The sequence below is a fragment of the Paenibacillus sacheonensis genome, from assembly GCF_009909195.1.
Lineage (GTDB): Bacteria > Bacillota > Bacilli > Paenibacillales > Paenibacillaceae > Paenibacillus_Z > Paenibacillus_Z sacheonensis.
Genome location: NZ_JAAAMU010000005.1, coordinates 303,757 through 326,064 on the forward strand (window position 1 = coordinate 303,757; position 22,308 = coordinate 326,064).

At 55.0% G+C, this 22,308-nt stretch carries 23 protein-coding genes; 4 read left to right on the forward strand and 19 right to left on the reverse strand.

The genetic code is table 11. The annotated features are described in order from the left end of the window. The first annotated feature begins 25 nt into the window (after positions 1-25). Positions 26-790 carry a DUF2161 family putative PD-(D/E)XK-type phosphodiesterase gene (locus tag GT003_RS11980; RefSeq protein ID WP_161697845.1) on the forward strand — a complete coding sequence of 255 codons (765 nt, stop codon included), beginning with the start codon at positions 26-28 and terminating at the stop codon, positions 788-790. Positions 791-793: 3 nt separating this feature from the next. Beyond that, positions 794-1,114, forward strand: coding sequence for a Rieske (2Fe-2S) protein (locus GT003_RS11985; protein WP_161697847.1), 321 nt, complete (start codon positions 794-796; stop codon positions 1,112-1,114). A gap of 168 nt (positions 1,115-1,282) precedes the next feature. Here the strand turns inward: GT003_RS11985 and GT003_RS11990 are convergent, their stop codons facing one another. The 3 genes from GT003_RS11990 to trmL all read right to left on the reverse strand — a co-directional run bounded on the left by GT003_RS11990 (position 1,283) and on the right by trmL (position 3,805). Then, positions 1,283-2,515: an aminotransferase-like domain-containing protein gene (locus GT003_RS11990; RefSeq protein WP_161697849.1), complete on the reverse strand. Its 1,233-nt coding sequence runs from the start codon at positions 2,513-2,515 to the stop codon at positions 1,283-1,285. A 430-nt stretch (positions 2,516-2,945) separates the two neighbouring features. Next, on the reverse strand, positions 2,946-3,194 hold the full coding sequence (locus tag GT003_RS11995) for an AbrB/MazE/SpoVT family DNA-binding domain-containing protein (protein WP_161697851.1): 249 nt from the start codon (positions 3,192-3,194) through the stop codon (positions 2,946-2,948). 146 nt (positions 3,195-3,340) lie between these two features. Then, complete coding sequence (trmL, locus tag GT003_RS12000; RefSeq protein WP_161697853.1) at positions 3,341-3,805, reverse strand: tRNA (uridine(34)/cytosine(34)/5-carboxymethylaminomethyluridine(34)-2'-O)-methyltransferase TrmL; 465 nt, start codon at positions 3,803-3,805, stop codon at positions 3,341-3,343. Positions 3,806-3,917: 112 nt separating this feature from the next. Between trmL and GT003_RS12005 the strand changes: the two genes are divergently transcribed. Then, positions 3,918-4,640 (forward strand): response regulator transcription factor, encoded by a 723-nt coding sequence (locus tag GT003_RS12005; protein WP_161697855.1) that lies wholly within the window; start codon positions 3,918-3,920, stop codon positions 4,638-4,640. A gap of 388 nt (positions 4,641-5,028) precedes the next feature. Here GT003_RS12005 and serC read toward each other — a convergent pair whose 3' ends face one another. The 12 genes from serC to liaF form a co-directional block, all read right to left on the reverse strand. Then, positions 5,029-6,117: a 3-phosphoserine/phosphohydroxythreonine transaminase gene (serC, locus tag GT003_RS12010; protein WP_161697857.1), complete on the reverse strand. Its 1,089-nt coding sequence runs from the start codon at positions 6,115-6,117 to the stop codon at positions 5,029-5,031. 207 nt (positions 6,118-6,324) lie between these two features. Further along, positions 6,325-7,749 (reverse strand): type I glutamate--ammonia ligase, encoded by a 1,425-nt coding sequence (gene glnA, locus GT003_RS12015; RefSeq protein WP_161697859.1) that lies wholly within the window; start codon positions 7,747-7,749, stop codon positions 6,325-6,327. Between the two features lie 269 nt (positions 7,750-8,018). Then, a complete protein-coding gene (gene aroF, locus GT003_RS12020) occupies positions 8,019-9,080 on the reverse strand; it encodes a 3-deoxy-7-phosphoheptulonate synthase (protein ID WP_161697861.1) in 1,062 nt (353 codons plus the stop codon). Between the two features lie 149 nt (positions 9,081-9,229). Next, complete coding sequence (locus tag GT003_RS12025) at positions 9,230-9,736, reverse strand: DUF2062 domain-containing protein (protein ID WP_161697863.1); 507 nt, start codon at positions 9,734-9,736, stop codon at positions 9,230-9,232. A gap of 20 nt (positions 9,737-9,756) precedes the next feature. Next, the gene (locus tag GT003_RS12030) at positions 9,757-10,707 is read right to left on the reverse strand and encodes a 4-hydroxy-3-methylbut-2-enyl diphosphate reductase (RefSeq protein ID WP_161697865.1); all 951 of its coding nucleotides are present in this window, start codon (positions 10,705-10,707) and stop codon (positions 9,757-9,759) included. A 70-nt stretch (positions 10,708-10,777) separates the two neighbouring features. Next, positions 10,778-12,280: a sensor histidine kinase gene (locus tag GT003_RS12035; protein ID WP_161697867.1), complete on the reverse strand. Its 1,503-nt coding sequence runs from the start codon at positions 12,278-12,280 to the stop codon at positions 10,778-10,780. Positions 12,281-12,284: 4 nt separating this feature from the next. Further along, entirely contained in the window at positions 12,285-12,977 is a 693-nt protein-coding gene (locus GT003_RS12040; protein WP_161697869.1) for a response regulator transcription factor, read from the reverse strand. Between the two features lie 175 nt (positions 12,978-13,152). After that, positions 13,153-14,781 carry a S1C family serine protease gene (locus GT003_RS12045; protein ID WP_161697872.1) on the reverse strand — a complete coding sequence of 543 codons (1,629 nt, stop codon included), beginning with the start codon at positions 14,779-14,781 and terminating at the stop codon, positions 13,153-13,155. Between the two features lie 180 nt (positions 14,782-14,961). Then, positions 14,962-15,375: a YugN family protein gene (locus GT003_RS12050; RefSeq protein WP_161697874.1), complete on the reverse strand. Its 414-nt coding sequence runs from the start codon at positions 15,373-15,375 to the stop codon at positions 14,962-14,964. A 58-nt stretch (positions 15,376-15,433) separates the two neighbouring features. Further along, complete coding sequence (locus GT003_RS12055) at positions 15,434-16,099, reverse strand: response regulator (RefSeq protein WP_161697876.1); 666 nt, start codon at positions 16,097-16,099, stop codon at positions 15,434-15,436. Next, a complete protein-coding gene (locus tag GT003_RS12060) occupies positions 16,086-17,132 on the reverse strand; it encodes a sensor histidine kinase (protein ID WP_161697877.1) in 1,047 nt (348 codons plus the stop codon). Before GT003_RS12060 ends, GT003_RS12055 begins: the two co-directional genes overlap by 14 nt. Positions 17,133-17,139: 7 nt before the next feature. Continuing rightward, positions 17,140-18,324 (reverse strand): cell wall-active antibiotics response protein LiaF, encoded by a 1,185-nt coding sequence (gene liaF / locus GT003_RS12065; RefSeq protein ID WP_239565803.1) that lies wholly within the window; start codon positions 18,322-18,324, stop codon positions 17,140-17,142. A 340-nt stretch (positions 18,325-18,664) separates the two neighbouring features. On the opposite strand from liaF, the gene GT003_RS12070 reads away from it, so the two are divergent. Continuing rightward, positions 18,665-19,960, forward strand: a complete 1,296-nt coding sequence (locus GT003_RS12070) for an ammonium transporter (protein ID WP_161697879.1) — start codon at positions 18,665-18,667, stop codon at positions 19,958-19,960. Positions 19,961-20,088: 128 nt separating this feature from the next. On the opposite strand, the gene GT003_RS12075 is transcribed toward GT003_RS12070, so the two are convergent. The 4 genes from GT003_RS12075 to GT003_RS12085 all read right to left on the reverse strand — a co-directional run bounded on the left by GT003_RS12075 (position 20,089) and on the right by GT003_RS12085 (position 22,226). Beyond that, complete coding sequence (locus GT003_RS12075) at positions 20,089-20,466, reverse strand: hypothetical protein (RefSeq protein ID WP_204798900.1); 378 nt, start codon at positions 20,464-20,466, stop codon at positions 20,089-20,091. Between the two features lie 313 nt (positions 20,467-20,779). Beyond that, positions 20,780-20,908: a hypothetical protein gene (locus GT003_RS32850; protein WP_275589156.1), complete on the reverse strand. Its 129-nt coding sequence runs from the start codon at positions 20,906-20,908 to the stop codon at positions 20,780-20,782. An 86-nt stretch (positions 20,909-20,994) separates the two neighbouring features. Next, on the reverse strand, positions 20,995-21,522 hold the full coding sequence (locus GT003_RS12080; protein WP_338045914.1) for an RNA polymerase sigma factor: 528 nt from the start codon (positions 21,520-21,522) through the stop codon (positions 20,995-20,997). 113 nt (positions 21,523-21,635) lie between these two features. Then, positions 21,636-22,226, reverse strand: coding sequence for a 3D domain-containing protein (locus tag GT003_RS12085; RefSeq protein WP_161697881.1), 591 nt, complete (start codon positions 22,224-22,226; stop codon positions 21,636-21,638). Positions 22,227-22,308 lie beyond the last annotated feature (82 nt).

Consider the following 22,308-nt stretch of genomic DNA (forward strand, 5'->3'; position numbering starts at 1 on the left):
ATCTCCGTTGAAGGGAGGGCGGGAATTGGCCGTCCAACACGAGACCGAGCTGTACAAGCCGATCAAAACGTACTTCCAAGCGCAGGGCTATGAAGTCAAGAGCGAGATCATGCACTGCGACTTGGTCGCGATTCATCCCGATACGGGAGATACGCTGCTAGTTGAAATGAAGAAAACGTTCAACCTCGCCCTGCTCCTGCAAGGCGTGGAACGACTGCGTCTGAACGGCAGCGTCATTCTGGCCGTCGAGCGCAATCGGAAGAAGGCCGGCGCCCACAACCAACGCTTCGGGGACTTGACCGAGCTGTGCCGCATGCTGGGCCTTGGTCTTATGACCGTCACCTTCTTCAAAACGAAGCCGCCTGTACTGGAGATGCTTTGCCAGCCCGGAGACCCGCCGGTCCGAGGACAGCGGCGCGCCCGGCAGGCGAGGCTGCTGACCGAATTCCGCGAACGAAGCGGCGACTACAATACGGGCGGCAGTTCCGGCCGCAAACTTGTAACCGCTTATCGGGAGAAAGCCCTGCGCATCGCTTGGGCGCTCGTGGAGCACGGCAGCCTGTCGCCCCGAGAAGCCGCAGTGCTCACCGAAATTCCGCGGGCTGCGCATTTTATGCAGAAGGATTACTACGGCTGGTTTCAACGCGTGGCCAGAGGTTTGTACAGCGTGAAGCCCGAAGGCGCGAAGGCCGTGGAGCAGCACGCGGACATCTTAACCGCCTGGCACCAGAAACGAGCGGCCGCACAGACCGTCGCCGAAGCCGAACTCATCTATAAAGGAGATCATTAGACCATGAGCGAACAACAACCCGTCAAAATCATCGGCAGCGTAAACGATTTCGCGGCTTTCCCCGCTGCCGTCAATGTGGACAATAACCCGTTTTTCATTGTGGAAGCCCCGCGTAAAGACGACGAGCCGCAGCGGTACAATTTAATATCGGCGATTTGCCCGCATGCGGGAGGCATGGTCCGTCCCCACCTGAACGAGCTGATCTGTCCGCTGCATTATTGGTGCTTCGATCTCGCTACCGGCGAGTCGACGAACATTCCCGGCGAGCAGCTCGAATGCGCCCCGCTGGAAATCCGCGACGGACAGTTTACGCTCAAAGTCTAATCGGCCAGGCGGCTTGCCATGCGAGGACAATCAAACCGGCATGCAGGACGGCGAATAATAAACGCAGGACGAAGAAGACCGGAACCCGACGAATCGGATTCCGGTCTTCTTGCGGTTGCGTGTCTAACTGTTGATTGTCTGTCCGTTGATTGTCTGTCTGCCCCCGGATCAGGGTGATGAGCGTGCGAGAAACTCGCGCACCGCTTCGGCGAACCGGTCAATGCCGGATTTCAATTGTTCCTCCGGCATATTCGAATACGTGAGCCGGACATGGTTGTTCTGCGGGTCTTTTGCGTAGAACGAGGCGCCTGTTTCGAACGTGACCTGTTTTGCCGCAGCGCTGCGAAGCAAGGCTTCCGCATCCAGCCCCTCGGGCAGCTCCACCCATAGAAACATGCCCCCCTTTGGCTCCTTCCACGAGACGCCGTTTAGGTTATGGCCGCGAAGCAAGGCCTTCGTGCGCTGCATTTTTTCGAAATAGGACATCCTAACGATGCGTACCTGCTCGACCAAATCACATTCGTCTAGTACGCGTTCCAGTGTCCGGAATGTCCGGTACGCCGTGCTCTCTCCTGAGTCCTTATGCTCGAGTGATTGCTGCGCTGCAGCCAGTTGAGCGGCAGTCCCACGACTGCTGATGATCCAGCCAGCGGGAAACGACGGCCCAAGCAAAGCCGAGAACGACCCTGTATAAAGAACGCCATCCCGTTCGCGCCCGGCATTCAATTCATACAGGGAGGCAGGCGCGCTATCCGAGTCATGCGGGAACAGCAGCTCTCCATAGCGATTGTCTTCCCATATCGTCACGCCCATTCGCCGGCTTAACGAAAGCAGAGCGACGCGCCGATCCTCGCTCCACAGCCTGGAATCGGGGTCCCCCAGGCTCGGCATGACATAGATGAGCTTAGGTCGATGCTGCTGCATGAGGCGTTCGGCTTCAGGGATCAGGAGACCTTCCCGGTCGCCCGGTACCGGCACGACTTGAAGTCCGCGCGCGAGGAAAGCCCGCAATACGGCCGGCTGCGTCGGATTTTCGACGAGCACCGTATCTCCGGGTTCTAACAGCGACCGGGCAATAAGCTGCACGGTCTGCTGCATTCCCGTCGTCAGCAGCGTATTGGATGGATCGGCCGCGATTCCGCGGACCGCCATGAAGGCGCATAACCGTTCTAAAATAGACAATTGGCCATGGGACGATCCCGGAACGGACGAGCCAACGTCTTCGGCTTCACGGGCAGGTTCCGCTATTTGCGCCGCCATGATTCTTTCGCGCGGAAGACAATCATCCGCCGGCATATCGCCTGCGAACGAAATGAACTCCTCCTGCCCGGCTTGCTTTAATAAATCCGCCAACGAAGCGGTTCCCAGCCCTTCCGCCCGGCGTACATTCCGACTTTTCATCCGCCTTCCCTCCTCAGCTGCCTATTGTCACATGTTACGCAGCGGCGGGCTCAGGCGGAACGGAATTCGCTTAAGTTCATGATCATGTTCGATTTACCATGCGCGATTTCGAACTGGCGTATACGTGCAAGTCGCGTGCCGTAACAACTTGTTCACAACTTTGAACGTTTTCTTTTCGCGGCTCGTTGGGTATAATGAGGGGAGTGCTTGCCAAGATTCGTGCCGAAAGACCGGCAACCTAGGGGGTAAGAGGAATGACAATTAACTTTCTGATCGTCCTTACCGTCTTCGCATTGTTCTTGATCGCGATGATGACGGCGTCCTACAACGACGATAAAACCAAAGGTCTGTAAAAACCGAATGAAAAAGAAGCTTTCAGCCGCTGCTCGCCGCAGCTGCCGAAAGCTTCTTTTATTTGTCCCACGCGCGATTACTGTTTCAACTGGGCCATTTCAGCCATACATTTGCCGCACAGGTAGCGTTCCTTGAATCCCCGAACGTCCTCCAACACCCCACAAAATACACAGCGCGGACGATAGCGCTCCAAAATAATATGATCGCCCTGCACTAAGATTTCGACAGGATCCCCTTCGTTCATTTGGTATCTCTTCCGAAGGGATTTGGGCAGCACAATTCGCCCGAGTTGGTCCACTTTCCGAACAACGCCAGCCGGTTTCACAATTACACATCTCCTGTAGTCGCAATTTGTAAGCTATCACGTGATGACAGTTTTGCATCCTACTTAGGGTTCGATAGTCATGAAACAATTCCTGCATTTATTTATATTTGCTTAATATTGTGCAAGTGGTTTGGAATTAATTACCTTTATTCCAATCCCGGGAAGCCTAATTGGCGAAAGGCCTCGAAAACGACGATCGCAGCCGAGTTCGACAAATTCAACGATCTGACCTTATCGGTCATCGGCACGCGAATGCAGGTGTCGGGATACGCGTCCAAAATCGACTGCGACAGGCCCTTGGTCTCTTTTCCGAAGACGAAGAAGTCTCCGTCCCTATAGCTTTGCTCGGAGTAAACCTTAGAACTGCGGGTACTGGCGCAGAAGAAACGGCCGCCCGGAAACTCCGCCTTCAGCTCCTCGAAGGAATCATGATGGCGCACATCCACGGCGTACCAGTAATCCAAGCCGGCGCGTTTGAGCGTTTTATCGTCGGTACGGAACCCAAGCGGATGCACCAAATGGAGAATAGTGCCGGTAGCGGCGCAAGTACGCGCGATATTGCCGGTGTTCGCGGGAATTTCCGGTTCGACGAGCACGATATGAAAAGCCATTTTTTTGTTAACTCCTCTACATTTTTTACACAGCATTTACGCTTGTTTAATCTATTGTGAAAACTTCGCCTTCATAATAGAGGTATCATTGCAAGAAAAGGAGATCATAACGATGAAGAAAAAAATATTAATCGTCGATGACGAGCCTTCCATCTCCATGCTGCTGGAATTTAATTTGAAGCTTGCAGGCTACGAAGTCCGCTGCGTCCAAGATGGGGAGGCCGTATTCGACCTCTTGAAGCCGTTTCGTCCCGATCTCATCGTTCTTGATCTTATGCTTCCCAAGATGGACGGCATCCAAGTATGCCGGGAGCTTCGTAAGCAAAACAATGCCGTGCCCATCATCATGCTGACTGCCCTGCAGGACATAACGGACAAAATTGCCGGACTCGACAACGGCGCCGACGACTATATGACGAAACCGTTTTCTCCTCAGGAGCTGCTTTCCCGCATTCAAGCCATCTTCCGCAGAACCCAGTCGCTGCCGGGCGCTCGGGAAATGGTCGTCCACGAAATCGGACGGATGTCGGTCTTGGCCGAGCAGCGCGAGGTCCAAATCGACGGCAAGGCGGTCGAGCTGACGCCGAAGGAATTCGAACTGCTGCTCTTCTTATGCCGCCACCGCGGCAAAGTGCTCAGCCGCCAGCAGCTGCTGCATGGCGTGTGGGACTATCATTTTCTCGGAGATACGCGCATCGTCGACGTCCATATCAGCCATCTTCGCGATAAGATCGAGAAAAACGCCCGTACGCCGGAATATATCATGACCGTCCGCAACGTAGGCTACAAGCTGTCCGGCCCAGGAAGCAGCGCAGCAGACTCGTCGCTGGCTTAAAGGGAACTGGCTCTTGGCTTTTGCCCTTAGGCCTTAGCATAGTACTTAGGGCCTAGCATTTGCTCTTAGCTCTTACACGTAGTTCTTGCTCTTACATTAAGTTAAGCTCTTAGCTCTTACTCGTAGTTCTTGCTCTTGCTCACAGCATTTCAATCAGAAGACCGCCGTCCAATGAGGACCGGCGGTCTTTAAATGTTTCCAAAAAAGAAATGTCGAGCCGCGGCGGCAAAAGTGACCGGAGGTCGGTTGGAGGCGGAAAAACGAAGTGGTCGCCTTTGTAGTCGGATTTCTACCATTTCTGAATGTACCATTCCAGAAATCCGACTACAACAGCGATTGAAGACCCAACCGACCGCAGGTCATGCTCTTAAGCCCTATGCTCTTATCCCTACCCGTTACGCTTCATAAAGTCACCCATGAAATCCGCAAGCGCCTTGCAGCTCTCCAGCGGCACGGCATTGTACGTCGATGCGCGCAGCCCCCCGACGCTCCGATGCCCCTTCAGACCGACGAAGCCATGCTGCTCGGATTCCTTGGCGAATTGCTTCTCCAGCTCTTCCGTACCGAGACGGAACGTGATGTTCATCGACGAACGGCTGGCGACGTCGGCGAAACCGCGGTAGAAACCGCCGCTTTGATCGATCGTGTCGTAGATCAGCTTCGTTTTGTCGCGGTTGAACTGCTCCATGGCAGCGACGCCTCCGCGTTCTTTCACCCATTGGAGCATCAGGCCGACCAGGTAGACCGAGAAGGACGGCGGCGTATTATACAGCGAATTGTTCTTCGCATGCGTGTCGTAACGAAGCATGGTCGGAATCGTCTTCGGGCTTTCCGCGATCAAATCCTCGCGCACGATAACGATCGTCACGCCCGAAGGTCCCAGGTTTTTCTGAGCGCCGGCATAGATCATGCCGAATTTGCTCACATCGACCGGGCGGCTTAGGATATCGCTCGACATGTCGCCGATCAGCGTAACGTCGCCCGTATCGGGATAGGCCGCATATTGCGTGCCTTCGATCGTTTCATTCGACGTGATGTGCAGGTAGGCGGTATCGGCAGGCAGCTGAATGTCGCTCAATGCCGGAATACGGTTGAATTTGTCGGCTTCCGAAGTCGCGGCAATCGCCGTCGATCCGAACAGTTTCGCTTCCTTATATGCCTTCTCAGCCCAGCTGCCCGTATGCACGAACGCAGCCGTTTTGCCCGGCGTCAGCAGATTCATCGGAATCATGGCGAACTGCGTGCTGGCTCCGCCTTGCAGGAACAATACTTTATAATGGCTGGGAATGCCGAATAATTCACGAAGCAGCGATTGCGCCCCGTCGTTTACGCCTTCAAACACGCTGCTGCGGTGGGACATTTCCATAATGGACATCCCGGTTCCCGCATAATCGATAAACTCCCGTTGGGCTTGCTGCAGCACTTCCAGCGGCAGAGCCGCCGGTCCGGCATTAAAGTTATACGCGCGATTCGTCACGGACACTCACTCCACTCTTCAATTTGCTTATGTAGTATGATAGCAATTTTGCGGCTTGGCATCAAGTCATAAAGTCGAACAAAAATGAAAGTTTAATACATAATATTCGGATTTAGGCGATAAAAACGCTTTCTCGAACCAAAATGCCCATATGAAAAGCGAGCTCTCGCTGAGAGCTCGCTTGAAAGTGGAACGGATAAGTGCGGATTAGCAGTCGAAGTAGAGGCTGTATTCGTGCGGATGAACACGGATGGATACAGCTTTCGCTTCTGCGCGTTTCAGAGCTACGAAGTTGTCGATGAAGTCCTGCGTGAATACGCCGCTTTCAGTCAAGAACTCGGAATCAGCTTCCAACGCGTCAAGCGCTTCGTCCAGCGTGCCTGGTACGGAACGGATTTCTTTCTTGTCTTCGTCGGACAGATCGTAGATGTTTTTGTCGAAAGGACCATAGCCAAGAGCCACTGGATCCAGTTGACGTTTGATGCCGTCCAAACCGGCAAGCAGCATGGCTGCGAAGGCCAGGTAAGGGTTAGCCGTGGAGTCCGGCGTACGGAACTCGATGCGGCAGCCTTTAGGCGTAACGGCAGCGACCGGAATACGGATGGCCGCGGAACGGTTGCCTTTCGAGAATACGAGGTTAACCGGCGCTTCGTAGCCTGGTACCAGACGTTTGAAGGAGTTCGTCGAAGGGTTCGTGATCGCGATCAGCGCCGGAGCGTGATGCAGGATACCTCCGATGTAGTGCAGAGCCATTTGGCTCAGGTTTGCATAAGCGCCTTTCTCGTAGAACAGCGGGGAATCGCCGTTGAAGATGGAGCTATGCACGTGCATGCCGCTGCCGTTATCGCCGAAAAGCGGTTTAGGCATGAAAGTCGCGACTTTGCCCCATTGGCGGGCAACGTTGTTGATGATGTATTTATATTTCAGCAGGTTATCGGCTGTTTTAGTCAGCGTGTCGAAACGGAAGTTGATTTCCGCTTGGCCGGCCGTAGCTACTTCATGGTGATGACGCTCGACGCGAAGGCCGGATTCTTGCATCACGCGAACCATTTCGCTGCGAATGTCTTGTTGAGCATCGACTGGAGCTACAGGTACATAGCCGCCTTTAACGCCGATTTTGTAGCCGAGGTTTCCGCCTTCTTCTTTGCGGCCCGTGTTCCAAGCAGCTTCGTCGGAATCAACGGAGTAGTAGGACGTGTTCATTTTGCTTTCGTAGCGAACGTCGTCGAAAATGAAGAATTCCGATTCAGGCGCGAAGAAAGCAGCCGTGCCGATTCCTGTCGTTTGCAGGTATTCCTCGGCTTTTTGGGCGATGCTGCGCGGATCGCGCTCATAGCGTTCGCCGTCCGGCGTGTGGATGTTGCACATAATGTTCAATGTCGGGTGATCCGTGAAAGGATCCACGAAGCTGGAATCTGTGTCCGGCATCATAACCATGTCGGATTCTTCGATGCCGCGGAAGCCCGCGATCGAGGAGCCGTCAAAAGCTACGCCGTTTACAAACGTATCGGCATCCACTTCCGTGGCAGGAAGCGTGATGTGGTGCGCGTGGCCGGAAAGATCCACAAAGCGGAAATCGACAAACATGATGTTGTTTTCTTTAATTGTGTTCAAAACATTTTGAACTGACATTAGGTATTTCCTCCATTTCCGAACATTTGCGATGTGTAGGACAATAATTGTTCAACTTCTGCACTGAAACTATGTCGTTATTATAGAATTAAGGGTCAAATCTCGTCAATAGCTATGTAAGGTATTTTTTGACCTCTTTGTCAGCTAACTTCACATAATTTTCAATTTCGAAATAGTCAAGGAATTCGCGCAAAATAAAAACCGAAGCGCCCTGTCCCGAGGGCGGCTTCGGTCTGTGCAAATGCGATAACGGTGCCGCTTGGCGGCGATTACTTGATCCAGTTCGCGAAGTATTCCGCGGGCTCCTTCGGCGTATCGAACCGCTTACCCACAAGGTTCCCCAGCTGTTCCAGTTCTTTCAGCAGCTTCGCGAATTGATCCGGGAAGAGCGATTGAACGCCGTCCCCCGTCATCGAGTTGTCCGGGTCGGTATGCATCTCGATAATGAGTCCGTTCGCTCCCGCCGCGACCGATGCCTTGGACATCGGCTCTACCAATTCGCGCCGGCCCGTGCCGTGGCTCGGATCCGAGATGACCGGCAGATGGCTGAGTCCTTGCAGGACAGGAATCGCGGCGAGATCGAGCGTGTTGCGGGTGTAAGACTCGAATGTTCGGATTCCGCGCTCGCAGAGCATAACGTTCGGATTTCCGCCCGCCAGGATATATTCAGCCGCATTGAGTAATTCGTCATAGGTTGCGCTGAAGCCGCGCTTCAGCAGTACCGGCGTTTTTACCGTTCCGAGCTTCCGCAGCAAGTCGAAATTTTGCATATTGCGCGTGCCGACTTGCAGAATATCGGCGTATTCGCAGCAGACATCCACATATTCCGGCGTCATGACTTCCGTAATCGTAAGCAGGCCGTGCTTCTTGCCCGCTTCCGCCATCATCGCCAAGCCTTCCACGCCGACCCCTTGGAAGCTGTATGGGCCCGTGCGCGGCTTGAAAGCCCCGCCCCGAAGCACCTGTCCGCCGGCTGCCTTGACCAGCCTTGCGATCTCGTCGATCTGCTCCGGCGTTTCGACGGCGCAAGGTCCGCCCATGATCGTGAGATTATCGCCGCCGATTCGGACGCCTTTGATTTCAATGATCGTATCGTCGGGATGGAAGTCGCGGCTTGCGAGCTTATAGGACTTCGATATTTTGATGACGTTCTCTACGCCTTTCATTTGACGCAGGTGCTCGGCGAGCGTTGGCTCCGCTTTACCGATAATGCCGATTACCGTACGATCCGTTCCGCGCGAGACATGCGCCTGCACGCCCGCTCTCTCGATATGCTGAACGATCTCCAAGATACGCTCTTCCGGTTCGTTGTTCTTCGTAATGACGATCATAGAATAACTCCCTCTCTATCACGCTTAGACGCGTGTTCGCTTTTAAGCTTCGACGCTTTGTGGCTTTTATGCTTTTAATCGCTAAAGTAAATATAAATGAAAAAACCGGTTCCGTCAAGAACCGGTTTCCGCTATTTTTACGTCTATTACTATGACGCCGGCTTCGCTTCCAGAGCCAGGCGGCGCTGCTTGCGCTTCTCTTTGCGTTTATCCGCCATGTATTTGATAAGGAACCGCACCGGGAAATAGAATATGGCGCCCAGCAGGAGACCGTCTATAACCCCGCCGACGATGAGCTTCAAATTCACGAGCAGCGCATGATTCAGCCAGTGCGGCAGAAACGGAATGTCTACCTGCATATGATTCGGCAGCACCGCGCCGCCCACCATGCTGTTCACGAAGGCCACCGGAATGAAAATGACTTTCCCGAAAACGAAGCCGACCAAGGCGCCGGCCAGACTTGCCCCCATCCAATAAATAAGAGGGAAAATAAGGAAGAACGCTAACCCGTAGGTAGGGAGCGTGAACATTTCCACGAAGATGCCGATTGAGAATCCAAGGGCCACAATGGCCGGACCGCCCGGGGCCCGCATCAACTGCGTATATTTATATTTCAGCCAACGTTTAATCGAGCGCTTTTTTCTCGGTGAGGACATTGGGCCTGCGCTCCTTTCACTTACTGAACCGATTTCACGCGTATGGCCGGAAGCAATCTATCCATGTTGACCGTGCGGCGAATCTCCCAGGTCTCTGGTTTGTCGTTATCGTACTGCTCTAAATATGCGATGACTTCTTTCGTCAGCGGCGTCGGCGTCGAAGCGCCCGAAGTGACGGCCACCCGCGTCTTGCCGATCAGCCACCCGCGGTCGATCTCGGAAACGTCCGAAATCCGGTAGGCGGGTACGCCCGCGATCTCTTCCGACACTTGCGCCAAACGGTTGGAATTGTTGCTTCGCGGATCGCCGACGACGATGCACAGCTCCGCTTGACCCGCCTGCTCGGCCACCGCTTCCTGCCTAACCTGCGTCGCCAGGCAAATTTCGTTGTGGATCTCCGCTGCCGGGAATGCCTCCAGCAGCTTGCTGATCAGATGGCGGATGTCCCATTGCGACATCGTCGTCTGATTCGTGATGATAATGCGGTCGTTTTGAATGGCCAACGCGTCGATATCCGATTCGCGTTCAATCAGGTGAACGTGTTGCGGCGCGACCCCGATCGCCCCTTCGGGCTCCGGATGGCCTTTCTTGCCGATGTAAATGACCTCATAGCCGTCCGCGGTCCGCTCGCGAATGAGATCATGCGTCTTCGTCACGTCGGGGCAAGTCGCATCCACGACGGTGAGCCCGCGTTCCTTCGCGCGTTTACGGACTTCGGGAGAGACGCCGTGGGCCGTGAATATAACGGTCCCGGTCGTGATCTGCTCCAAAATTTCCAGCCGGTTCTCGCCGTCGAGCGTAATGACGCCTTCCTGCTTGAACGCTTCAGTCACATGACTATTATGGACGATCATGCCCAAAATATAGATCGGCCTCGGCAAATCCAAGTTGCGGGCCGTTTGCAAAGCCAATACCATGGCATCTACGACACCGTAGCAATAACCGCGTGGAGAAATTTTTACAATTTCCATCGAAAATGCTCACCTGCTTTCCTGCTTACCCCATCCGAAAATGACAGGGCCAAAATGCCCAGTTCTATTATTATACTTCATTCGCACTGCCGAGGAAAGCAATCGGAAGCCATACGGTAAATGTCGTCCCTTCGCCTTCGCGCGTCGATACTTCGACAGAGCCGCCATGCTCGTCGATGATCCATTTGGCGATCGACAGCCCGAGTCCGGTGCCGCTCGTCTCGCCTCTTGATTCATCCGCCCGATAGAAGCGCTCGAATATATGGGGCACTTCCTTGTTGTTCATCCCGATCCCCGTATCCTTAATGATGATGCCGGCTTGATCCTGCGACCTTGCCGCCCGCATCTCCACATAACCGCTCGGCGTATACTTGAATGCATTCTCAACGAAGATGAACAGCAGCTGACGCAAAAAATCGGCGTGCGCATTTACTTGTACGTTTTCGATGGCGCTTAGGTTCCCGATTTTCCAATCCGCATTTCTAGGAAGCAGCTGCGCCCTGCGCGCCACGTCCTCGACAAGCGGAAGCAGCGGCTGCGTCGTCTTCTCCATCTCGTAGCCGGCATCCGCCCGGGCCAGCGCCAGCAGATCGTTCACGAGGTTCGACATCCGCTTGGCTTCGCCCGCGATATCGTGCATCGCTTCCCGCGTCATCGTCATCCGATTCTGGTCGCTTTGGGACGTATAGCCGTCGCGGGATAAGCCGGAATCGTCCAGACCGCTCGCGCCTGCGGCTCCGGCCTCAAGCATGGGCGGCCACATCCGCTCCAGCAGCTCGATATTGCCCCGAATCGTCGTGAGCGGCGTTCGCAGCTCATGGGAAGCGTCGGACACGAACCTCCGCTGCGCTTTGTACGCATCGTCCAGTTCGTTGTAGGTCGTCTCGATGCGCCCGAGCATGCCGTTCAGCGTATCCGTCAGGCGGCCGATTTCGTCATTCGGGCCCGCGATCGGAATTCGCATGCTGAGATCGGATTCGTTCTGAATGCTCTTGGCAGCCCGAATCACGTTCTCGATCGGCCGCAATGACTTGCGCGCCAAGAAAAGCCCGATCGTAAAGGCGATCACGATAACGCCGAAGGAAGCGAAGATCAGAATGGTCCGCAGATTCTTCATGTAATTGTCGATCGGACTCGTAAACACGGCAATCTGAAGAAGACCGACGATCTGATTGTTTTGCTTCAGCCGCAGCGGCTGCTGGTAAGCCAAAAATTCATATTGATCCAGCTTCAGCGTGACATAGCCTTCTTTGATGTTTTGATTCGGATCGGGAACCGCGAATTGTTTATTCGCGCGCTTCAGATTATCGGATTTGGCTACATCTCCGTTCGTGTAGTTCTTTACTTGGATGTACACGTTGCTTTCGAACTGATTATCGAAATCGAGATTAAGTCCATTGAAATAGTTCAGGGAAGATACGATTCGCATCTGCCGGAGCTGGTCCTGAATCTCCGTCTTTACGTCCCGGTACGAATTATAGTTGACGAACAGATAGATGGAGAGGCTGAAAATGCACAACGTCACGGTCAGCAGCGCGGAGTACCAAAGGGTTAGTCGAAGCCGGATCGACATCGGGTCAGCCCCCTTCGCCCCGGAGCACGTAGCCCGTACCGCGCACGGTTTGAATGAGCCGCGAACCCGAGCCGTCCTCCGTCTTCTGGCGGAGCATCGCGATGTACACTTCGAGCACGTTAGACTCGCCGCTGTAATCGAAGCCCCAGATTTTGTCCATGATGGAATCGCGCGTCAGCACGCGGCGCGGATTCTGCATCAGCAGTTGCAGCAGATCGAACTCCTTGGCCGTCAGATCGATTCGGCGCCCGCTGCGGATCGCTTCCCTGGAATCCAAGTCCAGCGTCAAATCCTCGAACTGCAGACGGCTCGAGCTTTCCTCCAGCTTATCCGGCTTGCGGCGAAGCAGCGCCCTGACGCGGGCAAGCAGCTCTTCGAGCGCGAACGGCTTCACCAAATAATCGTCGGCTCCGAGATCGAGCCCGCGAACGCGGTCCTGGATATCGTCCTTCGCGGTGAGCATCAGAATCGGAACGGAGCTGCCGCCTTCCCGTACGCGCCGGCACACTTCCCAGCCGTCCACCTGCGGCATCATCACGTCCAGGATCAGCAGATTCGGATCGCTGGCCAGCATTTGCTTCAAGCCTTCGATGCCGTTATTCGCGGTCGTTACCTCGTAGCCTTCGAATGCGAGGCTTCGCCGGAGCAAGGAGGTGATTTTCTCGTCGTCATCCACTACTAATATATGCGGTCTCATGGCTTACCCCCAACGTCTAATGTCTCCCATTGCAAAAAAACTGCCTTCATTATAGCGCAAACCATTTCCGGCACGAAACCATTTCGCCCGCAAAATCCCAAATAAAGGGGCGCAAGATCAGCCGTCAAGCTGCCCTGCGCCCCATGGGAGCGAATATCATTCGTTCGTTCGAGCGTTACTGCTGCTGCGTCGCAAAATCGTTCTTGTTGCCGATCGTCACTTTCAAATCCATCTTCTGCCCGTTACGGATAATGTTCAGCGTGGCGACATCGCCGACTTTCTTCTTCTGAATGGTCGCAATCAGATCCTCGCGGTTATATTTCTTGCCGTCGATGCCGGAAATGACGTCGTATTGTCTCAGGTCCGCCATATAGGCAGGCGATTTGTACATGATATCCGATACGACCGAACCGTCCGTGCTGTTCAGGCCGAGTTCTTTGGCAAGCGGTTCGGTGATTTCGGCCAGCGTCGCGCCAATAAACGGTACCGGCGCTTTCGGGATTTCCTTGTTCGATTTCAAGTTCTCGAGCACTTCGGTGATCGTGCTGGTCGGAATCGCGAATCCGATGCCCTGCGCCTGCGAGCTGACGGCCGTATTGATGCCGATGACTTCGCCGTTCAGGTTCAGCAGCGGTCCGCCCGAGTTGCCCGGGTTAATCGAAGCGTCCGTTTGCAGCAAATGCTGGTACTGGCGCGTGCCTTCGGAATCCGGAATCGTAATCGGACGTTCCTTCGAGCTCAGTACGCCGACGGTGACCGTGTGGTCGAATCCGTACGGATTGCCGATCGCGACGACCCAGTCGCCGATATTGATTTTGTCCGAGCTGCCGATCGGAAGCGTCGGGAATGCTTTCGTGTTCTCTACTTTAAGTACGGCCAAATCGAGATTATAGTCGGAGCCGAGCTTCTTCGCCACGAACGGCTTGCTGTAGCCTTGAACGGTGACTTGAATCTCGTCCGCATCCGCCACGACGTGCTGGTTCGTCAGAATGTAGCCCGTCGAATCGAAGAAGAATCCGGTACCGATACCTTCCGGCGTCAATTCCCCGGAGCCTTGGCCGCCTTGGCTGCCATCGTCCCGTCCGCCGTTTCCTTGGCCTCGGCCTTGATCGCCGGAGCCGTCATCGCCGAAGAATTGGCTGAAGAAGTCGTCCATGCTGCCTTGCTGGCCGCCCGATTGCTGCTGCTTGGTGAAGGTCTCGATCTTCACGACCGCAGGGCTTGCTTTCTCGAACAGCTGCGCGATGTTGTTAGGTCTGACCACGTCGGCCGCCGTCGAGACGCTTCCGTTGTCCCCCGCGCTGCCTACCGCCGGGTCCGCGGTATTGGACTGCTGCACGAGCGCCTGCTCCGACGTGAACCAATTCTCGCGATCGGATACGTACATCAGCGATCCGACGGCAATCACGCCGACCAGGAAGGAGGCGAACATCGCCTTGAACGGCGAGCGGCGTTTTTCTTTGGGCTGCCAGCCGCCGCGGGCCGATTGCGAAGGAGCGAAGGACCGCAGCTGCGTCGGCGGCGTAACTTCTACCGCGCTAGGCTGTGCGTTTGACGGCGCATCCAGTCCTTGCTGCCGAGATTCGGATGCGGCGCGGGGGCCGTAACCGTCCTGCTCGGCTGCCTCTTCGGAGCCTGGCTTGAAAGGTCCGTAAGAATAGTAGTAAGAAGATTTGCCTGTCTCGGCGTCTTCCGGTTTGGCGTCGTGCGCTTTATGGGTGGAATCGCCGCTCTCGTCACCGTTTCCGCTGTTCGTCGGTTTGAAGAAATCGTCGAAATCGTTTTTTTTGTTTTGGTCGTCCATTGTTTAACTCCTCCTTGGAATTCCCATGATAAGCTGCTTACATTTGTTTCGTTGCTGTTCTATAGTTCTATCTTGCACAATCTACCTTAAATCAAACTTAAAATTGTTATAATGCCAAATAAAAAAACCGGGCAGCCGTATAAATCAGCATTACCCGGTATTGCGGTCCTTCTATCAACTCTAGTGGAGCAGGCGTCCTTCCACTTCGGCGAGCACGTCCTTCGCCTTCGTGATCCATTTGCTCTCGACCTCGGCATCGGGATCCAGCGGCTCCTGAAATTGATTCATCAAACCGCCCAGCGTGCTCACCTGCGCCTCGCTGTCCAGCCCTTCATTGTACACATGCTTCAGAACGAAAGGCTGGCCCAGCTTGATCTTGGCGTCCAAGTCCTGCGTCTCGCTGTCGATCGCGCCGTTAATGACCGCGAACGGCATCCGGAGCCAGACCATCTGCGCTTCATCGAGGCTGCGGTCGAAATAGCCGTGCTCGTAGTCCCAACTGCCGCCAAGCGCGAATTGATGCTCCTCCAGCAGGCTCTGCACTTCGGTAAATTCCTTCTCGCTGAATTCCAGCTTCGATTCAAGGGGGATCATAACGGGCATTCTCCTCTTGGCCTTAGTATAGCGTTAAGGTACCCTGCCCCGTTGACAATTATCCCGTCTTTACCCACCCTTTGCGATGCGCGTAGACGGCCAGCTGCGTCCGGTCTTCCAGCTCGCATTTCATCAGCAGATTGCTGACATGCGTCTTCACGGTCTTGATGCTGATATGGAGCTCTTCGGCGATTTCCTTGTTCGCCATCCCTTCGGCGATGAGCAGCAGCACTTCCTTCTCCCGGTCCGTCAAGCCTTCATCCGCCCCCTGCGTGCTTCGCTGCCGCAGGCCGCGCGTCAACGCCTGGGAAACGTCATGCGTCATGACCGGCATTCCCTTGGCCGCGCCGTTCAGCGCATAGATCAGTTCCTCCGCGGAAACGGTCTTCAGCACGTAGCTGACCGCGCCCGCTTCGACGGCGGCAACGACCTTCTCGTCCTCCAGAAAGCTCGTCAGCATGACGATCTTCAGCTGCGCGAATTCTTTCATCATGATTCTCGTGGCTTCCACGCCGTCCATGACCGGCATCATCAGATCCATCAACACGAGCTGCGGAGGCCCGCCCGCGATGCCCGCGCGAAGCATGTCGATCGCTTCCTGTCCGTTCGCCGCTTCGGCGATCACCTCGAATTTCGGATCCAGCATCAGATACGTCCGAAGCCCTGCCCGCACCATATCATGATCATCGACAATCATTATTTTCCATTGATCATTCGCGCTCATCGTTTCGATCGGCTCCTTTTTTGTTCACGTAATTCGGCAGCGTGACCCTGACTCTCGTTCCGCTCCCCGGCTTGCTGATGATGGACGCATCGCCGCCCAGCTTGCCTGCCCGCTCGCGCATGGTCGAGAGGCCGTAGGACCCCCGCTTCACTTGATCCGCCCGGAAGCCCGCCCCGTCGTCCTGCAGCGTCATGACGATTTGCCGCTCGGTTTCCGCCACGGTCAGCAAGGCCGTTTGAGCCCCGGCATGCTTGACGATATTCGCCATGGCTTCTTGGATAATGAGAAATAACTGATGCTCCTTCGCGTCCGACAGCTTCTCTTTCACGCGCCACTCAAGCACGCCCTGCAAGCCATTCTGCCGGCAGTAGTCCGGAAACCATTTATCCAGCGCCTCCTGCAGCGACCTGCCCTCAAGCTCCATGGGGCGCAGCTGCGCGATGAAGCCCCGCATTTGCTTCTGCGCCATGGAGGAGATAGAAATGAGCTGATCCATGACATCGCCCGCGCGGTCCGGATTGATCTCCAGCAGCTTCGGCAGCGACGAAGCGGACATATGAATGGCGAACAATTGCTGGCTCACCGTATCGTGCAGATCCCGCGCCAGCCGCCGCCGCTCTTCAAGCACGGCCGCTTCATTGGAAGCCGCCTCGCGCATGACCTGCTCTTCGCCGGAGCGCTGTATCCACTGTGTTCGCTCGTCGAGCGATTCCAGCATATCGTTAAACTCCCGGAAAGCCGGCGTGAACGTGCCTTCTTCCGGCAGCCGCGTGCCGTAATTCCCGTGAGCGGCCTGCTTCAGCCCGATGACCATCATGTCGATCTGACGCTGAATCCGTTTGGCAGCCCAATATCCGAAGCCGGCGCTGACGAGCAGGAAGATGGCGATGACGCCGATCCACCAGTCGTTCCGGAGCTTTTCCTCGGTCAGCATCTCGCAGCCGAGCTCCCAGATCAGAACCGAGACGACGGACGAAGCGACGAAGAGAAGGATCATGTCCCATTTGCTATTTCGAAACAAACGAACCATCATGCGCGGATCAGCCTACCTTCGTGACCCGCACATCGCCGATAAACGTACTCACGTGCAGCCGTATTTTTTTGTCCGTATCCTGGAAAAACGGCGTTTCGACGTCGATGTTCTTGAAGATGCCGCCTTCCTTCTGCTCCAGCACCGCCACGTCCCCGATGAAGGCGCTCGTCACCACGTGAACGCCGATTTCGTAATCGTTCGGCAGATATATCTTCACATCCCCGATGAAGGAAGAAATGTTGATGACCGTTTCGCCGGTCGGAATTTGCGCTTTCGTCAGATCAAGCACCGTATCCCCGATAAAATGGGAAATGTTCATCGGCTTAAGCTCCCAGTAATCGTGGCCGAGATAGATATCGCCGATAAAGCCCGAACGAGACTGGACGTTAGGATCGTGATTCCACCACTCCACGCGATCCCTTCGGTGGAGATGGCGATGAATATGGCGCTGATAGTGATGGGAGTTCCGCCGCTCGATGCGCTCGCGGATCTTGGCCGCGTGCATGGCATGCTTCTCCCAGCGGTCCATTCGCCTCTTATGCAGATGCTGCGTATGCCGCCCCAGCGGCTCGCCTCTGTCATTGCCGGGAGGCTGACCGAATGGCCCTTCGGCCGCACCCGGGCCCGGAACCTGTTCTCGGTTCGGCCTCGATATGCGCGGATCCTGTTCTTCCGGACCGGAGAACGCGTCCGTTCGTTCAGCCGACTGCGGAATCTCGTCTTCCGTCCGAGGACGGGTAGGATCCGGGTGAAGCGGAGGTGCCGGCGGAACGGTTACGTCCTCGTCGGCCGGACCGTACGTATACGCTTTCCACTCGTCCCTCAGCTTTTCTTCGTTGATTTTCCGCGATTTGGGTTTAAATATCATGGAGAGTCCGAAGATAATGAGGACAAGCGGAGCGGCGAATTTCATGATATCGCCCATCGACCAGACGAGCAGATCCAAATTGCGCCCGAGGAATAAAAACCCCAGCACGATCAGCACGCCCGAGCCGAATGCGCTGCCGCGGCCGTATACCATTCGCTGCAGCAAGCCCTGCACGCCCATAAACATAAGAATGATCGGCCAATAGACGGAGAAGATCTCGCCGATATCGAAATCCGCATAACCGCCTTGCCTTAAGAGGAGACCGACACCGACGACGATGATGAGAAGTCCCCACATTAATCGATTAATAAAATTACCGTTCATGACGACACCAGCTTCCGAATGAATATGCAAGGTTTGTACGCCAAGTATAACAGGAGGCGCGGACGGCGCAAAAGGGTCTGTCGATTGACCCTTCCTACGTCTTGAGGCTGAGTTTGAAGCTATCTTCTCCTGCATAACGGAGCTTTCATCAAGCGGGGTTCTGAGCGCGGCTGAAGCATGGATAGAACACCGCTACAAGCCATAATGGAGCGCTTTCAATTCGGTGTCACATCTTGTCACTTCATTCGTTGACATAACTAACACAGCACTTATATAATGGGTTTCGGACTAGGTTTGAGAGATAAAACCTAACATGGAAAGTAGACAGGGGATGGAAATAATGGATGTAGCAGCTCTCTCCGTCGGGTTGAATACCATTTGGGTCGTATTGACGGCCGCGATGATTCTCCTGATGGAAGGCGGCTTCGCACTGCTAGAGGCTGGTTTCGTCAGACAGAAGAACGCGGTCAGCATCATCATGAAGGTTTTCGTGGACATTACGTTCGGCGCGCTCGTCTTCTACTTTCTCGGCTTCGGACTCATGTACGGCAAGGATGCCGGCGGTTTGATCGGCACGTCCGGCTTCTTGCTGCGGGGAGACTTATCCCACATTCAATTGAATATCTCGAACGAGACGTACTGGCTCTTCCAATGCGCCTTCGTCATCGCGGTCATCTCCATCGTATCCGGGGCGGTCGCGGAGCGCATCCATTTCAGAGCCTATATCCTCTATGCCATAGCTATGACGGGCCTTATTTATCCGGTCGCGGGCCACTGGGTATGGGGAGTCGGCGGTTGGCTCGGCAAACTCGGCATGATCGACTTCGCGGGCTCCGCCGTCATCCACGCGCTCGGCGGTTTCGCCGCGCTGGCAGCCGCCATCTTCATCGGACCTCGAATCGGGAAATTCACGCCGGAAGGAAAGAGCAATATCGTTCCTCCTTCGAATTTGCCGCTCGCATCCGTCGGCGCATTCATTCTCTGGTTCGGCTGGTTCGGCTTCAACTCCGGCAGCACCCTGAATGCCACGAGCGGTTCCATCGGGCATATCGCGGTCACGACCATGCTGTCCGCGGCAGCAGGCGGTGCCGGATGCATCCTGTTCACGATGTTCCGCTATAAGAAAGCCGACCCTCCGATGGTCATCAACGGCTCCTTGGCCGGACTAGTCGGCATTACGGCCGGCTGCTCGTTCGTCCCGGACGGGGCGGCCATGCTGATCGGCGCCGTCTGCGGAATCGTCATGGTACTGGTCACGGAACTGCTCGAGAACAAAGGAATCGACGATCCGGTGGGAGCTTTCGCGGTACATGGCGCCAGCGGTTCGCTCGGAACGCTGGCAGTCGGACTCTTCGCGAAGCCGGAATTGGTCAAAGGCGTCGGCCTGGAATATTCCGGGCTGTTTTACGGCGGCGGCTTGAAGCTGCTCGGCGTGCAGGCGCTGGGGCTGGCCATCGTAAGCGTATGGGGCTTCGCGTTGACATGGCTCGTGCTAATGCTAATCAAACGGGTCATGCCGGTCCGCGTCTCCAAAGACGAGGAACTGATCGGACTCGACGTCGGCATACACGGCGTACCCGCTTATAATCAGGATCACGACTTCTTGGACGTCGAGCAGCTCAAATCGCGCCAATAGCCATGCCTCTCCTTCTATACTTGAGCCTCCATTGCTTGCAGCGACCTCGGTCCTGCTTGAAAATGGAGGCTTTACTTTTTCTTATGAGCGCACGCAAAAAAACCGCCCTCACGAGGGCGGCCGAACGGTTAATTCAGTTCGTCTTCCATCTCGCTGGAGACGGTGATGATTTCCGACGGATCGGATGTATTCAATATTTTGCGCGCCTGCTCGATTTCAAGCCGAAGCAAACGCACCTTCTCCATCGGGCGCTTGACGTAATGTATGTATTCGACGGCCACATGATGCGCAGGCTTCTTGCCGGACAGGAGGCGGCGCAGCGTCGACATGGATTGATAGGTGCGTTCTTCCTGCAAACGGCGTCTCTCGTAGCGCTCCACCATCTGCTCGATCTCCGCGATCTCTTGTTCCCTCTTGGCGATATAAGTGCTCAGGAAAGGAATGACTTCCGCAGCCTTACGATGTTTCAAACGAGAAGGCGGGATGTATGAAATAGGATCCGTCATAATAATGCCTCTCCCCTCGCATGCATGTCATGTATAGTTACAAGAACTATCTTACATGATCATCTTTCGTTTGAAAACCATTTTTTATTTGAAAGAAGTGGCAAATATTTGACGATGATGTCAGATCCCATAACACGAGGGGTCGCTTTGGCATTGAATTCCTGTCCAATTCCGCTCAAATCCCGCGACAGAGCATTCGGGTCCATCTCCAGTCGAGCGCTCCCAACTCGCACTACTCACGTCCATCATGCCCATTACATAAGAAAAGAGGGACCGCTTCAGGGTCCCTCTCCTAAGCCGCAGGCGGCTTTCGTTATTTTTCCGCTTTTTGCGAAGCGGCTTTCGTCGATGCGTTAGCTGAGTTTGCCGCGTTCTCGGATGCAAATTCAGCGTTGTAGTTGGATTTCTGCGCGTTGAATTTATTGTTTTTGTTTTTCGCCATTGCTGCTCACCTCCCGTACGTCACTTAGTATGGCAGGCCCGCAAAGCGTTTATGTAAGCCCAAAGAAGGGAATCCGTGCGTATTTCTTAGTAGGACATCCATTGCCGCAGCCGATGCTTTGTGCGATGAATCCGAGCTTTGATCGTACCGATGGGCACTTGCCATGCCGCCGCGATTTCCTGATCCCTGTACCCGTAATAGAACTTGTACAGCAGCAGCGCCCTCGTGCGGGAGTCGAGCGATTCCAGCAGCTCCCGGATCTCCATCATAATCCGATGCTCGTCCCGGCGGCAATACAGCTCCTCCGCCCCAGGATCTCGATCGCCGAGCGGGTAGGTCATGCGGGACTGTTTATTGATGGTCCTTGCCGTATTGGCCGTTATCACCTTGGCCCAGGCATCCAACTTATCGCGTTCCCGCAGCGTCCTGTGCTTCGTCAATATACGCACCCAAGCTTCCTGCACGGCATCCTGCGCGTCCGATTGATTGCGCACGTTCGACATAGCCACCACGATCATCGAATTGTAAAGCTGCAGCAGCTTGTCTTCCATCAAGTCGAATTTTGGCGATACCAAATCGTTCACTTGGTCTATCGGACTCTGATCGCCATTCACTAATAACCGCCCCCAGTTACTAAATGATAACGTTTACATTTATTGTAGCACAGGAAATCTGTAAAAAAAAGAGAAGGTTCAACAAGGATCGTCAAACCTTCCCGTATCTCTTTCTAGGACTCAAGCACGGATAGCGGCAGCGTCTTCTCCGCAGTGACTGCCTCGTTCAGCTTGGTCACCCGGGCTTCGGTCAACTTGCCGTTGCCCCGTTTCAACACGTATACCGTTACTTTGCGCTTGCCCCATTGCTTGAAGACCTGCTTCCTCGTTTCAAAATAAAGGTCGATTTTCCTGCCTTTAATGGCCGATCCCGTATCCGCTACGATACCGTAACCATAGCCCGGTATGTAGAGCACCGTCCCGATCGGAAACACCTTGGGATCCGCAGCGATCGTGGAGACGAAGCTTCGGCGCACCTTGACGCCGGAATAAGTGATGCCGTAAAGCGGATGCCCCGGCCGTTTGCCGGTGGACTCCACGCCAGCCGTATATCCGGTAGCGGTGACTTGCATATGATGAAGGTCCTTTGTCGATTCGAATGACATCGCCGCGATCCCGAAATCGTCCTTCTTTCCGGAATTGCCCGGCTTATTGCCTGCGGCGCCTGCCGCCCCGCACCCGCCCGGCACTAGTTGGCTGAACAGCAGAAGCGCTGCAACGCATGACAATAAAAGGCGATGAAGCGATAAAAAGCTTGTCGTCATTAGGGTTTGTAAGCCTCCTTAACACGAAGGATACCCTATGACGACAAGCTTTATGCGGCGCGCCATGCGCCATGGTCGATGT

Excerpts from the sequence above, each read along its gene's own strand:
- GT003_RS11985 (WP_161697847.1), top strand. The coding sequence starts at position 794 with ATGAGCGAACAACAACCCGTCAAAATCATCGGCAGCGTAAACGATTTC.
- GT003_RS11990 (WP_161697849.1), bottom strand. The coding sequence starts at position 2,515 with ATGAAAAGTCGGAATGTACGCCGGGCGGAAGGGCTGGGAACCGCTTCG.
- trmL (WP_161697853.1), bottom strand. The coding sequence starts at position 3,805 with ATGGCTTTTCATATCGTGCTCGTCGAACCGGAAATTCCCGCGAACACC.
- GT003_RS12005 (WP_161697855.1), top strand. The coding sequence starts at position 3,918 with ATGAAGAAAAAAATATTAATCGTCGATGACGAGCCTTCCATCTCCATG.
- glnA (WP_161697859.1), bottom strand. The coding sequence starts at position 7,749 with ATGTCAGTTCAAAATGTTTTGAACACAATTAAAGAAAACAACATCATG.
- aroF (WP_161697861.1), bottom strand. The coding sequence starts at position 9,080 with ATGATCGTCATTACGAAGAACAACGAACCGGAAGAGCGTATCTTGGAG.
- GT003_RS12025 (WP_161697863.1), bottom strand. The coding sequence starts at position 9,736 with ATGTCCTCACCGAGAAAAAAGCGCTCGATTAAACGTTGGCTGAAATAT.
- GT003_RS12030 (WP_161697865.1), bottom strand. The coding sequence starts at position 10,707 with ATGGAAATTGTAAAAATTTCTCCACGCGGTTATTGCTACGGTGTCGTA.
- GT003_RS12035 (WP_161697867.1), bottom strand. The coding sequence starts at position 12,280 with ATGTCGATCCGGCTTCGACTAACCCTTTGGTACTCCGCGCTGCTGACC.
- GT003_RS12040 (WP_161697869.1), bottom strand. The coding sequence starts at position 12,977 with ATGAGACCGCATATATTAGTAGTGGATGACGACGAGAAAATCACCTCC.
- GT003_RS12045 (WP_161697872.1), bottom strand. The coding sequence starts at position 14,781 with ATGGACGACCAAAACAAAAAAAACGATTTCGACGATTTCTTCAAACCG.
- GT003_RS12050 (WP_161697874.1), bottom strand. The coding sequence starts at position 15,375 with ATGATCCCCCTTGAATCGAAGCTGGAATTCAGCGAGAAGGAATTTACC.
- GT003_RS12055 (WP_161697876.1), bottom strand. The coding sequence starts at position 16,099 with ATGAGCGCGAATGATCAATGGAAAATAATGATTGTCGATGATCATGAT.
- GT003_RS12060 (WP_161697877.1), bottom strand. The coding sequence starts at position 17,132 with ATGATGGTTCGTTTGTTTCGAAATAGCAAATGGGACATGATCCTTCTC.
- liaF (WP_239565803.1), bottom strand. The coding sequence starts at position 18,324 with ATGAACGGTAATTTTATTAATCGATTAATGTGGGGACTTCTCATCATC.
- GT003_RS12070 (WP_161697879.1), top strand. The coding sequence starts at position 18,665 with ATGGATGTAGCAGCTCTCTCCGTCGGGTTGAATACCATTTGGGTCGTA.
- GT003_RS12075 (WP_204798900.1), bottom strand. The coding sequence starts at position 20,466 with ATGACGGATCCTATTTCATACATCCCGCCTTCTCGTTTGAAACATCGT.
- GT003_RS32850 (WP_275589156.1), bottom strand. The coding sequence starts at position 20,908 with ATGGCGAAAAACAAAAACAATAAATTCAACGCGCAGAAATCCAACTAC.
- GT003_RS12085 (WP_161697881.1), bottom strand. The coding sequence starts at position 22,226 with ATGACGACAAGCTTTTTATCGCTTCATCGCCTTTTATTGTCATGCGTT.